We start from the raw sequence: 13250 nt of genomic DNA on the forward strand, positions 1-13250 counted from the left end.
TTCCAGAGAGGACGAACTATGTTGAAATTTACCGAAGAACACGAATGGCTGAAGATCGAAGGCGGCGTTGCAACGGTCGGCATCACCACCTATGCCGTCGAGCAGCTCGGCGACCTGGTTTTCGTCGAATTGCCGGAAGTCGGCGCGACCTTCTCCAAGAACGGCAATGCCGCGACCGTTGAATCCGTCAAGGCTGCTTCCGATGTCTATTGTCCGCTGGATGGCGAGATCACCGAGGTCAATCCGGCCATCGTTGCAGATCCGTCGCTGGTCAATTCCGATCCTCAGGGCGCCGGCTGGTTCTTCAAGCTGAAGCTTGCAAATGCTGCCGACGCCGATGGCCTGCTCGACGAGGCGGCCTACAAGGAGCTCACTGCGTAATGACGACGCCGACAGAATTCCAGTTCACCGACTATCAGCCCTACGATTTCGCCAATCGCCGCCATATCGGCCCCTCGCCGGCTGAGATGACCGATATGCTGAAGGTGATCGGCTATAACAGCCTCGACGGCCTGATCGACGCGACGCTGCCGCCCTCGATCCGCCAGAAGGCGCCGCTCGTCTGGGGCGCGCCGATGACCGAGCGCGAGGCACTCGACAAGCTGCGCGAGACCGCCAATAAGAACAAGGTGCTGGTCTCGCTGATCGGCCAGGGCTACTACGGCACCATCACGCCGCCTGTCATCCAGCGCAACATCCTGGAAAACCCGGCCTGGTACACCGCCTATACGCCCTACCAGCCGGAGATCAGCCAGGGCCGCCTGGAAGCGCTGCTGAACTATCAGACGATGATCTGCGACCTCACCGGCCTCGACGTTGCCAACGCCTCGCTGCTCGACGAGGCGACCGCCGCCGCCGAAGGCATGGCGATCGCCGAGCGCGTCGCCAAGTCGAAGGCGAAGGCCTTCTTCGTCGATGCCGACTGCCATCCGCAGACCATTGCCCTGATCCGCACCCGCGCCGAGCCGCTCGGCTGGAGCGTCATCGTCGGCAATCCCGTCACCGATCTCGATCCCGTCGACGTCTTTGGCGCGATCTTCCAGTATCCCGGCACGCACGGTCACGTGCATGATTTTACCGGCCTGATCTCGCGCCTGCATCAGACCGGCGCCATAGCGATCGTCGCCGCCGATATCCTGGCGCTGACGCTGCTGAAATCGCCCGGCGAAATGGGTGCAGATATCGCCGTCGGCTCCTCGCAGCGCTTCGGCGTCCCGGTCGGCTACGGCGGCCCGCATGCAGCCTATATGTCGGTCAAGGATGCCATCAAGCGCTCCATGCCCGGCCGCCTCGTCGGCGTTTCCGTCGATGCCCGCGGCAACCGCGCCTATCGCCTGTCGTTGCAGACCCGCGAACAGCATATCCGCCGCGAAAAGGCGACGTCGAACATCTGCACCGCGCAGGTGCTGCTGGCCGTCATGGCCTCCATGTACGCCGTCTTCCACGGCCCGAAGGGCATCAAGGCGATCGCCCAGCAGGTGCACCAGAAGGCCGTGCTGATGGCCAAGGGCCTGGAAAAGCTCGGCTATAAGGTCGAACCCGAGACCTTCTTCGACACGATCACCGTCGATGTCGGCCATATGCAGGGTCTCATCCTGCGTGCCGCCGTCGCCGAAGGCGTCAATCTGCGCAAGGTCGGCGAAACCAAAATCGGCATGAGCCTCGACGAACGCACCCGACCGGCGACGCTCGAAGCCGTCTGGCGCGCCTTCGGCGGCAATTTCACCATTGCCGATTTCGAGCCTTCCTACCGCCTGCCGAAGGGCCTGCTCAGGACCAGCGATTACCTCACCCATCCGATTTTCCACATGAACCGCGCCGAAAGCGAGATGACGCGTTACATCCGCCGGCTTTCCGACCGGGATCTGGCGCTCGACCGCTCGATGATCCCGCTCGGCTCCTGCACGATGAAACTCAACGCGACGGCGGAAATGCTGCCGATCACCTGGCCGGAGTTTTCCGACATCCATCCCTTCGTGCCGGCCGACCAGGCGCTCGGCTACCGCGAGATGATCGACGACCTGATCGAAAAGCTCTGCGCCGTCACCGGCTACGACGCCTTCTCCATGCAGCCGAATTCCGGTGCTCAGGGCGAATATGCCGGCCTGCTGACGATCCGCAACTATCATATCGCCAATGGCGACGGCCATCGCGACGTCTGCCTGATCCCGACCTCGGCGCACGGTACCAATCCGGCTTCGGCCCAGATGGTCGGCATGAAGGTCGTCGTCGTCAAGGTGCGTGAAAACGGCGATATCGATCTCGACGATTTCCGTGCCAAGGCGGAGCAGCATGCAGCAAACCTCGCCTGCTGCATGATCACCTACCCTTCGACGCACGGCGTCTTCGAGGAGACCGTCAAGGAAATCTGCGATCTCGTGCATGAGCATGGCGGCCAGGTCTATCTCGACGGCGCCAACATGAATGCCATGGTCGGCCTGTCCCGCCCCGGAGACATCGGCTCCGACGTTTCGCACTTGAACCTTCACAAGACCTTCTGCATTCCGCATGGCGGCGGCGGACCCGGCATGGGCCCGATTGGCGTCAAGGCGCATCTGGCTCCCTATCTGCCCGGCCATCCCGAAACCGACGGCCGTCCGGGTGCGGTCTCGGCCGCCGCCTTCGGCTCGGCCTCGATCCTGCCGATCTCCTGGAGCTATTGCCTGATGATGGGCGGCGAAGGCCTGACGCAGGCGACCAAGGTGGCGATCCTCAATGCCAACTATATCGCCGCTCGGCTGAGGGGCGCCTACGACGTGCTCTACAAGTCGGAGACCGGCCGTGTCGCGCATGAATGCATCATCGACACCCGTCCGCTGGTCGACAGCTCAGGCGTCACCGTCGACGACGTCGCCAAGCGCCTGATCGACTGCGGCTTCCATGCGCCGACCATGAGCTGGCCGGTCGCCGGCACGCTGATGATCGAGCCGACGGAAAGCGAGACCAAGGCCGAACTCGACCGTTTCTGCGAGGCGATTCTGGCGATCCGCGAGGAAGCCCGCGCCATCGAGGATGGCCGCATGGACAAGGTGAACAACCCGCTGAAGAACGCCCCGCACACGGTGGAAGATCTCGTCGGCGAATGGGACAGGCCCTACTCGCGCGAACAGGCCTGCTTCCCGCCCGGCGCGTTCCGCGTCGACAAATACTGGTCGCCGGTCAACCGCGTCGATAACGTCTATGGCGACCGCAACCTGATCTGCACCTGCCCGCCGGTGGAAAGCTACGCCGAGGCGGCAGAATAGCAGGAATTCGGCAAGCCCCTCCCACGGGTTGGGAGGGGCTGCTCGCGGGCTGGCCTTTCCATGGCAGGAGGTTCGGCCCCGGCAGTGCTCATATTGGCGCGCAAGGATCAAATTTAACCTTTCTTAGCAAGTCTCTGTTAGCAATTCAGAAAGGCGGCTTCCATCAGAGTGGATCACCGTCGATCCCTTGTTTTGCGTGCAGGTTCTTATGCGTCCATCGGCAGTGCCAGCAATCCTCCTCGCCGCCCTGATCCTGTCGGGATGCGCTGCCAGTTCTGGCGCCGAAGATGTGCTGGGCAACGTGCCGTCGCCGGAAACGACCAATGCCATCGCCCAGCCGAGCGGCCCGATTCCTGCCGCCGCCGTTGGCGATCCTGCGCCGCAGGCAAGCCCGCCGCAGCAGGCGTTGCGCTGGGCGGGAGAGGTTCCGGAGCCGAAGGCGCTCGTGCCCGCCGACAGGCCTGTCGGCATGCCGCTGCCGACAGATAAGCCGGTCGCGCTGCTGATGCCGGCCAATCCCGCGGGCAATACAATGCCCGATGTCGGCACGAGATCGCCGACACGCGGACAAATTTACGGCCACCGCTTCCGCGATGCCAAGCCGATCAACTTCGGTTCCACTTCGCCGAGAAAGCTTGCCGTGCACGGCGTCGACGTGTCGCGCTGGCAGGGCGAGATCGACTGGGAGACGTTGCGGCGGCAAGGCGCGAACTTCGTCTACATCAAGGCGACCGACGGCGGCGATCACCTTGATCCGATGTTCAAGAAGAATTGGCGCCGGGCCAAGGAAGCCGGGCTGAAACACGGCGCCTATCACTTCTTCTACTGGTGCCGGACAGCCGGCGAGCAGGCCGACTGGTTCATCCGCAACGTGCCAAGGGAAGCCAACGCTCTTCCGCCCGTCATCGACGTCGAATGGAACGGCGAATCGAGCTGCAAGAGGCGCATCTCCCCCACACGTGTCCGGGAAAAGATGCAGGTTTTCATGGATAAGCTGGAGCGCCATTACGGTCAGCGCCCGATCATCTATACCGCGCCGGATTTCTATCGCGACAATTTGAAGGGTCAGCTGCTCAACTATCCCTTCTGGCTGCGCTCGGTGGCCGCTCATCCCTCCAAGGTCTATCCCGGCCGCAAGTGGGTCTTCTGGCAGTATTCCGGATCCGGCCTTTCCGAAGGCGTCGACGGCAAGATCGACCTCAACGTGTTCAACGGCAACGAGAGCGATTGGCACGACTGGGTGGCGTCGCGATAGCGAAGCTCGCCATGGCTCCGCTCCAGACCCCGTTCCGTGCCAATCCGGAACAGATGGATGTTAAGATGCGCGAACCTATAGGTCTTTGCTAACGCAACGCCTTCAGCATTCCCTAAACCCTTGCGTGTACAAGAATTTCATCCAGTTCTGGGGAAACGGCTGATGAGCATATCGGGTATTGCGAGCACTGCTCTTTCGGGAATGCGAGCGCAGACGACGCGGGTTAGCGCGATCGCCAACAACATCGCAAATAGCAGCACGCCGGGCTATGCCAGGCTGAACACCAGCCTCACCTCCGTTGAACCAGGCGGCGTGCAGGCCGTCGTCAGTCCGACTGCGTCAGATATCGATCCGGCCACCGAACTGGCCGACCTGATCGAAGCCGAGCAAAGCTACAAAGCGAACGCCGTGGTCTTCGAGACCGGCGCCGACATGTGGGAAATGCTCATGAGCATCAAGCGCGACTGAACACGCCCGATTTCATCGGAGACTTGCTGGCGGAGAATTTTCCGCCGCCCTGAAGCCTATCAGGAATGCACCGGCTCGCCCTGGCGCTGTGCGGCAAGGGCCGCGAGATCGGCAGGCTTGAGCTCGACGGATTCACCGCAGCCACAGGCCGACGTCTGGTTTGGATTGGTAAAGGTAAAGCCGGAGCGGAGCGTCGTCGTCTCAAAGCCCATCTCGGTGCCGAGCAGATAGAGAGCTGCGGATGGCTCGACCCAGACTTTGGCACCGTCGCGCTCGATCAGGTCGTCCTTGGCGTTGGGCTCGGTCACCAGGTCGATGGTATATTCCATCCCGGCGCAGCCGCCCTTCTTGATGCCGACGCGGACACCCTTGGCATCCGGTCCCGAGTTCTCGACGATCGCCTTGACGCGAGCCGCAGCACCGTCCGTCATGCTCATGATTGCAAAGCCCATCGGCTCATTCTCCTTCCGCAACCGGGGTCAAGATCCGGCGCATCGTGACTCAAATGTAGTACCCGTTCGTAAACGGATCAATACCGCGGGATGTCAGTACCAGCCGACAGCGACCTGCGCCTCTTCCGACATGCGGTCCGGCGTCCACGGCGGGTCGAAAGTCATTGCCACCTCGACACCCGACACGCCTTCGACGGCGCCGACTGCGTTTTCGACCCAGCCGGGCATTTCACCTGCTACCGGGCAGCCGGGTGCGGTCAGCGTCATCATGATTTTCACCATCCGGTCGTCCTCGATGTCGATCTTGTAGATCAGACCGAGCTCGAAGATATCGGCGGGAATTTCCGGATCGTAGACAGTCTTCAGCGCGCTGATGACGTCGTCGCTCAGCCGCGCCAGCTCATCGGCCGGAATGCTGGAATGCACGATGCCTTCGCGCACGTCGATCTTCTGTTCGCTTTCGTCCAGGCTCATCACGGACACTCCTCAAGCAAAGAACTTGCGCGCATAATCAAGCGCATCGGCCAGGGCATCGACCTCGGCGCGGGTATTGTACATGCCGAAGGATGCTCGGCATGTGGAGGTGACGCCGAAGCGTTTCAAGAGCGGCATGGCGCAATGCGTGCCGGCGCGCACCGCAACACCCTGCCGGTCGATCACCATCGAGACGTCATGGGCATGAATGCCGGCAAGCTCGAAGGAAAAGATGCTTCCCTTGTCAGGCGCCGTCCCAAAGACACGCAGCGAATTGACGGATTTCAGCCGCTCGACCGCATAGGTGGCAAGATCGGCCTCATGGCGGGCGATCGCCTCGCGGCCAACCTTCTCCATGTAGTCGAGCGCATAACCGAGCCCGATCGCCTGCACGATCGGCGGCGTGCCGGCCTCGAAGCGATGCGGCGGGTCGTTATAAGTGACCATATCCTCGGCGACCTCGAAGATCATCTCCCCGCCGCCCTGGAACGGCCGCATCTCGAAAAGCCGCTCCTTCTTGCCGTAGAGCACGCCGATGCCGGACGGGCCGTAGAGCTTGTGGCCGGTCATGACGTACCAGTCGCAATCGATATCCTGCACATCAACAGGCAGATGCACGGCGCCCTGGCTGCCGTCGATCAGCACCGGAATGCCGCGCTCATGGGCGATCCGGCAGATTTCCTTGACGGGAACGATCGTGCCGAGCGCATTCGACATATGGGTGATGGCGACGAGCTTGGTGCGCTCCGTCAGGCTCTTTTCGAAATCCTCGATATGGAAGGCGCCCTCGTCGTCAACAGGCACCCAGACGAGTTTGGCCCCCTGCCGCTCGCGGATGAAGTGCCAGGGCACGATATTGGAATGGTGCTCCATGATCGTCAGCACGATCTCGTCGCCTTCGCCAATCTTCGGCATGCCCCAGCCATAGGCGACGGTGTTGATCGCTTCCGTCGAATTCTTGGTGAAGACGATGTCATTCACCGAAGGCGCATTGAGGAAGCGGCGGACCTTCTCGCGCGCTGCCTCGTAGGCATCCGTCGCCACATTCGAGAGATAGTGCAGGCCGCGATGCACATTGGCATATTCATGGGAATAGGCATGCGAGATGGCGTCGATCACCACCTGCGGCTTCTGCGCCGATGCGCCGTTGTCGAGATAGACCAGCGGCTTGCCGTGCACCTTCTCCGCCAGGATCGGAAAATCCCGGCGGATGGATTCGACGTCGTATTGGGTGGCCGGCGCTATCTTGTCCATTGATATATCCGATCAGGCGTGCTTTTCGAGCCAGGCCGAAATCACGCCTTCCAGCGCCTCGACCAGGGCTTCATCATCAAGTTCCTCGACGATCTCGGCGACGAAGGCATTGACGAGCATCGCCCGCGCCTTGTTCTCCGGAATGCCGCGCGCCATCATGTAATAGAGATGGTTGGCGTCGATATCGGTCACCGTGGCGCCGTGGCCGCATTGCACGTCGTCGGCGAAGATTTCGAGCTCGGGCTTGACCGAGAATTCGGCATCGTCGGACATCAACAGTGTGTTGCAGGCCATCTTCGCATCGGTCTTCTGCGCATCGGGCGCCACTCGGATCATGCCCTGGAAGACGCCCTTGGCACGGTCGAAGACGACGTTGCGGATGACTTCGGTCGAGCCGGTATTCGGTACATCGTGGCCGAGCACCATCGTCACGTCGGTATGGCTTTCGGCTCCGAGCAGGTTGATGCCGCGCAGGGTCAGATCGGCGCCCTCGCCCGTCACCTTGATATGCAGTTCCTGGCGCACCAGCTTGCCGCCGGCATTGATGACGAAAAGTCGGAGCTTGGCGTCAGCGCCGAGATCGATGCGGATCTGGCCGAGATGCGTATCGTCGGCCCCTTGCTGCTGCAGGATGATCCAGGTCAGTTCCGTGCCTTCGCCCACCGTGATGTCGCTGACATGGGACACGAGGGCCGCATCGCCGGTCACCGTGAGGTGACGCTCGATGACGGTCGCCTTGACGCCGGCGCCGAAGGACACGGGAAGGCGCGTATGCGTCTGCCCGCCGGCATGGATGAACTGGATTTCAAGGGGGGTTTCAAGCTCGGTATCGGCAGGCACGTCGACGACATAGCCGTCGCGCACGAAGCTGCCATTGATGCGGCCTACCGCGTCGTCGCTGCCGAGCGCATCGAGCCCGCCCGCGGCAGAGCCGTCAAGCAGACGTTCGGAATAGGCCGAAACGCCAAGACCGTCGACCGTAGCCTTCTGGTTGGAATGGCCTTGGATCACCGCCAGCACCGTGGCGTCATCAACGAGCGGCTCCAAAGCCTGCGAGCCGGCATCGCCCGCCTGCTGCGGGACCGTGCGCAGCAGGTTCTTGAGGTCGGTATAGTGCCAGGCCTCGATGCGGCGCGTCGGCAGGCCGGCTTTCTTCAGGTCGTCGAGAAGCCGGTCGCGCAGTGCCGTCACCGCGCCATTGCCCGGCAGCTCGCCGATCTGCTGGTTGAAAGCCTCGATCAGCGCCGTCTCGGCCGCAGTCAGGCGGCTCGTCGTCTGCATGTTCATGGACGTCGTCCTTTCCACCCGAAACTCAGGCCGCCGTGCCGATGATGTCGGCATAGCCGTTGGCTTCCAGCTCATGCGCCAGCGTCTTGTCGCCCGACTTGATCACCTGGCCCTTGTAGAGCACGTGGACGGTATCCGGCACGATGTAGTCGAGCAGGCGCTGGTAGTGGGTGATGACCACGACCGCGCGGTCCGGCGAACGCAGCGCGTTGACGCCGTCGGCGACGATCTTCAGCGCATCGATGTCGAGGCCGGAATCGGTTTCGTCGAGCACGCAGAGCTTCGGTTCGAGCAGCGCCATCTGCAGGATCTCGGCCCGCTTCTTCTCGCCGCCGGAGAAGCCGACGTTCAGCGGCCGCTTCAGCATCTCGGTATTGATCTGCAGCTTGCCGGCGGCATCCTTGACGCGGCGCATGAAGTCCGGCGTCGTCAACTCGTCCTCGCCGCGCGCCTTGCGCTGCTCGTTCATCGCCACCTTCAGGAACTGCATGGTGGCAACGCCCGGAATTTCGACGGGGTACTGGAAGGCAAGGAAGATGCCCTTGGCGGCGCGTTCGGCCGGATCGAGCTCGAGAATGCTCTCGCCATTGTAGAGAATGTCGCCCTCTGTGACTTCGTAGTCGCTGCGGCCGGACAGCACATAGGAGAGCGTCGACTTGCCGGAGCCGTTCGGCCCCATGATAGCGGCAACTTCGCCAGCCTTCACCGTCAGGTTCAGGCCACGGATAATCTCGGTGCCGTCTTCTGCGATACGGGCATGAAGGTTCTTAATTTCAAGCATCTTTGGTTCCTGCGTTTTTCTCTGCGCAGCTCACTAAGAGCCTCGCGTAATTTCTAAGGGACATCGACATGTTGCGCTCGGCGCTATCGTGCAAAAAAACGGACGACGCGGAAAACCGCGACCGTTACGAGCCCAACCCATTCGAGAAAATCCGAGATCCCCTGAATGATCTTTCCCGGTTTTTCCATGCGCTGCCGGAGAAACACATAAGGCTGCTCCGGCGGCGTTTCGGTCTCGTTTCTTAGCTCGCGGGGGCGAATTTTCGCCAATATCTCCCCGCGCATATTCGTCAGACGTTCAAGAATGCGCTTCTTGTCCGCTTCGCTCATCTCAACCCACAGAGCCCTCAAGCGAAATGCTGATCAGCTTCTGCGCCTCGACGGCGAATTCCATCGGCAGCTCCTGCAGAACTTCCTTGACGAAACCGTTGACGATCAGCGCGATCGCCGCTTCGGTCGGGATGCCACGCTGCAGGCAGTAGAACAGCTGATCCTCGGAGATCTTTGAGGTTGTCGCCTCATGCTCGAACTGCGCCGTCGAATTCTTCGCCTCGATGTAAGGCACGGTATGGGCGCCGCACTTGTCGCCGATCAGCAGCGAATCGCACTGGGTAAAGTTGCGCGCGTTCGACGCCTTGCGGTGAGCCGAAACCTGGCCACGATAGGTATTGTTGGACACACCGGCGGCGATGCCCTTGGAGACGATACGGCTCGACGTGTTCTTGCCGAGATGGATCATCTTGGTGCCGCTGTCGATCTGCTGATGGCCGTTGGACACGGCGATCGAATAGAACTCGCCGCGGCTGTCGTCGCCGCGCAGAATGCAGGACGGATACTTCCAGGTGATCGCCGAGCCGGTTTCGACCTGCGTCCAGGAAATCTTCGAACGGTCGCCGCGGCAATCGCCGCGCTTGGTGACGAAGTTGTAGATGCCGCCCTTGCCGTTCTTGTCGCCAGGATACCAGTTCTGCACCGTCGAATATTTGATCTCGGCGTCGTCGAGCGCAACCAGTTCGACCACGGCGGCATGCAACTGGTTTTCGTCGCGCTGCGGCGCCGTGCAGCCTTCGAGATAGGAGACGTAGGCGCCCTCTTCCGCGATGATCAGCGTGCGCTCGAACTGGCCGGTGCCCTTCTCATTGATGCGGAAATAGGTCGACAGCTCCATCGGGCAACGAACGCCCTTCGGCACGAAGACGAAGGAGCCGTCGGTAAAGACCGCCGAATTCAGCGTCGCATAGTAGTTGTCGCTCGTCGGAACGACGGAGCCGAGGTACTTCTGCACCAGTTCCGGATACTCGCGGATGGCTTCCGAGATCGACATGAAGATCACGCCGGCCTTCTTCAGCTCTGCCTTGAACGTGGTGACGACCGAGACGCTGTCGAAAACGGCATCGACGGCGATCTTCGGCTTCTCGACGCCGGCAAGAATCTCCTGCTCACGCAGCGGGATGCCGAGCTTCTCATAGACCTTCAACAGCTCCGGATCGACCTCGTCGAGCGACTTTGGACCCGGCGTGCTCTTCGGCGCGGCGTAATAATAGATGTCGTTGAAATCGATCTTCGGATAGTCGACGCGCGCCCAGGTCGGCTCTTCCAGCGTCAGCCAGCGACGATAGGCCTCGAGACGCCATTCCAGCATCCACTCCGGCTCCTGCTTCTTCGCCGAAATGAAGCGGATGATATCTTCGGACAGGCCTTTCGGCGCCTTGTCCATCTCGATGACGGTCTCGAAACCGTATTTATACTGGTCCACATCGATCAGGCGCACCTGGTCGATTGTTTCCTGCACCGCAGCCATCTCATTCTCCAATCTCGCCGGATACAAGGTCCGGCAGCTTGTAGCGTTTGGGCAATTGTCTTGCCCTTTATGTAAGAGGCCAAAAGGGACTTTTCAGCCCAATTGGCAAGCGGAAATTTGCATTTCCGCAAGTTTTGAAGCGGCTCAAGCCGCCTCGCCAGCCGATCTTCGCCGGCAGGCGATCTTGGCGAAAGCCGCAATCGCCCTGTCGATATCCTCTTCCGTCGTCGAAAAGCCGAGCGAGATACGAAGAGCGCCGAGCTTGGCGTCACGTCCCATCGCCGTCAGCACATGGCTTTCGCCAAGCCGACCCGATGAGCAGGCCGAACCTGCGGAAAGTGCAACGCCTTCGAGATCGAAGGCGATCTGCCCGGTCTCGGCCTTCAGCCCCGGCAGGGTGAAAAAGATCGTATTGGTGACACGCTCGCCACCCTCGCCGTGGATCATCACATCGGCTGCCGCCTGACGCATGCCGGCTTCGAGCCGCTTGCGCAACGCGCCGATTGCCGCATTGCGCGCCTCGAGTTCGTCGACCGCCGCTTCGGCTGCCGCGCCGAAGCCGATCAGCGCCAGCGAATTCTGTGTCCCCGAGCGGTGACCCCGCTCCTGGCCGCCGCCCTGAATCAGCGGCCTGGGCATCAGCGCTTCGCCGCGCGCAATCAGCGCGCCGGCACCCTTCGGCCCGCCGATCTTGTGCGAGGAAACGATCATGAAGTCGGCGCCGATCTTGCCGATATCGAGCCCGATGCGGCCGGCCGCCTGCACGGCGTCGACGACGAAGAGCCCGCCATGGGCGTGAACGATCCTTGCCGCCGCCTCGACCGGCTGAACGATGCCCGTCTCGTTGTTGACGAGCATGATGGCGACCATCGGCAGGCCGGCGGCCTTGTCATGCGCATCGAGCAGGCGGCCGAGCGCGTCGAGATCGACGATGCCGGCTTCCGTCACCGGGATCTCCGTCATCTTCTCTTTGGCGAAGCGGCCGCCTTCGCGCACCGCCGGATGCTCGATCGCCGAAAAATAGAGATGGCCAAGGCGAAGCGGCGTGCGGCCCATGCGGAAATCCGACGTCAGCACCAGATTGGCGGCTTCGGTCGCGCCGCTGGTAAAGACCACATTGCCGGCATCGGTGCCGGCAAGTGCTGCCACCTTGCGTCGTGCGCCTTCGATGGCAGCGCGCGCGGCGCGGCCCTCTCCATGCACGCTGTTCGGATTGCCAAATACGTCGATGGCGCGCATGATCGCCGCGCGTGCTGCGGGGTGCAGCGGCGCTGTGGCATTCCAGTCGAGATAAAGGCGTGGCGGCGCCATGATCTTCAGTCCTGCGCTTGACGAGCTTGCTTCAGCGGCCGCGGTTCATTTTTCTTGAAATTTCCGCCGGGCTTGCCTTATGACACGTTCCACGATGCGTGGATCGCCATGCAAGTTTCGAATTGTTCTAAACTGCGTTTTAGAAAAGCTGACAACACTAGTCAAGTCATGTTGTCATCCAACGCAGCGCGAACGCGAAATAAAACCCGGAGTACCAATGCCCGAAGTTATTTTCAACGGCCCAGCCGGCCGTCTTGAAGGCCGCTACCAGCCCTCCAAGGAAAAAAGCGCGCCCATCGCCCTGATTCTGCATCCGCATCCGCAGTTCGGCGGCACGATGAACAATCAGATCGTCTACCAGCTCTTCTACATGTTCCAGAAGCGCGGGTTCACGACGCTGCGCTTCAATTTCCGGGGAATCGGCCGCAGCCAGGGCGAATTCGACCACGGCGCCGGCGAGCTCTCGGATGCCGCCTCGGCGCTCGACTGGGTGCAGAGCCTGCATCCTGATTCGAAGACCTGTTGGGTCGCCGGTTATTCCTTCGGCTCCTGGATCGGCATGCAGCTCCTGATGCGCCGGCCGGAGATCGAAGGCTTCATGTCGATCTCGCCGCAGCCGAACACCTACGACTTTTCCTTCCTGGCGCCCTGCCCCTCCTCCGGCCTGATCATCAACGGCGAGGCTGACAAGGTAGCGCCTGAGAAGGATGTCAACGGCCTTGTGGAGAAGCTGAAGACCCAGAAGGGCATCCTGATTACCCATCGCACCGTCGCCAACGCCAACCACTTCTTCAACGGCCAGGTGGAAACGCTGATGGGCGAATGCGAGGATTATCTTGACCGCCGCCTCAACGGCGAACTGGTGCCGGAACCGGCCGCCAAGCGGATTCGCTGACACCACAAATCTCAGCCTCATCAATGCC

13 protein-coding genes are annotated in these 13250 nt (G+C 61.7%); 5 read left to right on the forward strand and 8 right to left on the reverse strand.

The window, feature by feature from the left end:
- The first annotated feature begins 18 nt into the window (after positions 1 to 18).
- From gcvH to RL_RS13275, 4 genes are all read left to right on the forward strand, one after another.
- On the forward strand, positions 19 to 381 hold the full coding sequence (gcvH, locus tag RL_RS13260; protein WP_003539971.1) for a glycine cleavage system protein GcvH: 363 nt from the start codon (positions 19 to 21) through the stop codon (positions 379 to 381).
- Complete coding sequence (gcvP, locus tag RL_RS13265; RefSeq protein ID WP_011652127.1) at positions 381 to 3245, forward strand: aminomethyl-transferring glycine dehydrogenase; 2865 nt, start codon at positions 381 to 383, stop codon at positions 3243 to 3245. The genes gcvH and gcvP overlap by 1 nt, the downstream gene beginning before the upstream one ends.
- A 208-nt stretch (positions 3246 to 3453) precedes the next feature.
- Positions 3454 to 4500, forward strand: coding sequence for a glycoside hydrolase family 25 protein (locus RL_RS13270; RefSeq protein WP_041936334.1), 1047 nt, complete (start codon positions 3454 to 3456; stop codon positions 4498 to 4500).
- Positions 4501 to 4662: 162 nt separating this feature from the next.
- Positions 4663 to 4968: a flagellar basal body rod protein FlgC gene (locus RL_RS13275; protein ID WP_011652129.1), complete on the forward strand. Its 306-nt coding sequence runs from the start codon at positions 4663 to 4665 to the stop codon at positions 4966 to 4968.
- Between the two features lie 59 nt (positions 4969 to 5027).
- Here RL_RS13275 and sufA read toward each other — a convergent pair whose 3' ends face one another.
- From sufA to RL_RS13315, 8 genes are all read right to left on the reverse strand, one after another.
- Positions 5028 to 5420, reverse strand: coding sequence for a Fe-S cluster assembly scaffold SufA (gene sufA, locus RL_RS13280; RefSeq protein ID WP_011652130.1), 393 nt, complete (start codon positions 5418 to 5420; stop codon positions 5028 to 5030).
- 93 nt (positions 5421 to 5513) lie between these two features.
- Positions 5514 to 5894 carry an SUF system Fe-S cluster assembly protein gene (locus tag RL_RS13285; protein ID WP_003559708.1) on the reverse strand — a complete coding sequence of 127 codons (381 nt, stop codon included), beginning with the start codon at positions 5892 to 5894 and terminating at the stop codon, positions 5514 to 5516.
- A 12-nt stretch (positions 5895 to 5906) separates the two neighbouring features.
- Positions 5907 to 7148 carry a cysteine desulfurase gene (locus RL_RS13290; RefSeq protein WP_011652131.1) on the reverse strand — a complete coding sequence of 414 codons (1242 nt, stop codon included), beginning with the start codon at positions 7146 to 7148 and terminating at the stop codon, positions 5907 to 5909.
- A gap of 12 nt (positions 7149 to 7160) precedes the next feature.
- Positions 7161 to 8435: a Fe-S cluster assembly protein SufD gene (sufD, locus tag RL_RS13295; protein ID WP_041936335.1), complete on the reverse strand. Its 1275-nt coding sequence runs from the start codon at positions 8433 to 8435 to the stop codon at positions 7161 to 7163.
- A 25-nt stretch (positions 8436 to 8460) separates the two neighbouring features.
- Positions 8461 to 9216: a Fe-S cluster assembly ATPase SufC gene (gene sufC / locus RL_RS13300; RefSeq protein WP_003539985.1), complete on the reverse strand. Its 756-nt coding sequence runs from the start codon at positions 9214 to 9216 to the stop codon at positions 8461 to 8463.
- Between the two features lie 83 nt (positions 9217 to 9299).
- Positions 9300 to 9545, reverse strand: a complete 246-nt coding sequence (locus RL_RS13305) for a hypothetical protein (protein ID WP_011652133.1) — start codon at positions 9543 to 9545, stop codon at positions 9300 to 9302.
- Between the two features lies 1 nt (position 9546).
- A complete protein-coding gene (sufB, locus tag RL_RS13310; protein WP_003539987.1) occupies positions 9547 to 11016 on the reverse strand; it encodes a Fe-S cluster assembly protein SufB in 1470 nt (489 codons plus the stop codon).
- A gap of 144 nt (positions 11017 to 11160) precedes the next feature.
- Positions 11161 to 12327, reverse strand: a complete 1167-nt coding sequence (locus RL_RS13315) for a cysteine desulfurase family protein (protein ID WP_011652134.1) — start codon at positions 12325 to 12327, stop codon at positions 11161 to 11163.
- A 217-nt stretch (positions 12328 to 12544) separates the two neighbouring features.
- Between RL_RS13315 and RL_RS13320 the strand changes: the two genes are divergently transcribed.
- A complete protein-coding gene (locus tag RL_RS13320) occupies positions 12545 to 13222 on the forward strand; it encodes an alpha/beta hydrolase (RefSeq protein WP_003540001.1) in 678 nt (225 codons plus the stop codon).
- Positions 13223 to 13250 lie beyond the last annotated feature (28 nt).

The sequence above is a fragment of the Rhizobium johnstonii 3841 genome, from assembly GCF_000009265.1.
GTDB lineage: Bacteria > Pseudomonadota > Alphaproteobacteria > Rhizobiales > Rhizobiaceae > Rhizobium > Rhizobium acaciae.

Bases quoted from the DNA above. Each gene is read 5' to 3' on its own strand.
- RL_RS13290 (WP_011652131.1), bottom strand. From the start codon at position 7,148: ATGGACAAGATAGCGCCGGCCACCCAATACGACGTCGAATCCATCCGC.
- RL_RS13285 (WP_003559708.1), bottom strand. From the start codon at position 5,894: ATGAGCCTGGACGAAAGCGAACAGAAGATCGACGTGCGCGAAGGCATC.
- RL_RS13315 (WP_011652134.1), bottom strand. From the start codon at position 12,327: ATGGCGCCGCCACGCCTTTATCTCGACTGGAATGCCACAGCGCCGCTG.
- gcvP (WP_011652127.1), top strand. From the start codon at position 381: ATGACGACGCCGACAGAATTCCAGTTCACCGACTATCAGCCCTACGAT.
- RL_RS13320 (WP_003540001.1), top strand. From the start codon at position 12,545: ATGCCCGAAGTTATTTTCAACGGCCCAGCCGGCCGTCTTGAAGGCCGC.
- sufC (WP_003539985.1), bottom strand. From the start codon at position 9,216: ATGCTTGAAATTAAGAACCTTCATGCCCGTATCGCAGAAGACGGCACC.
- sufB (WP_003539987.1), bottom strand. From the start codon at position 11,016: ATGGCTGCGGTGCAGGAAACAATCGACCAGGTGCGCCTGATCGATGTG.
- gcvH (WP_003539971.1), top strand. From the start codon at position 19: ATGTTGAAATTTACCGAAGAACACGAATGGCTGAAGATCGAAGGCGGC.
- sufD (WP_041936335.1), bottom strand. From the start codon at position 8,435: ATGAACATGCAGACGACGAGCCGCCTGACTGCGGCCGAGACGGCGCTG.
- RL_RS13275 (WP_011652129.1), top strand. From the start codon at position 4,663: ATGAGCATATCGGGTATTGCGAGCACTGCTCTTTCGGGAATGCGAGCG.
- sufA (WP_011652130.1), bottom strand. From the start codon at position 5,420: ATGGGCTTTGCAATCATGAGCATGACGGACGGTGCTGCGGCTCGCGTC.
- RL_RS13305 (WP_011652133.1), bottom strand. From the start codon at position 9,545: ATGAGCGAAGCGGACAAGAAGCGCATTCTTGAACGTCTGACGAATATG.
- RL_RS13270 (WP_041936334.1), top strand. From the start codon at position 3,454: ATGCGTCCATCGGCAGTGCCAGCAATCCTCCTCGCCGCCCTGATCCTG.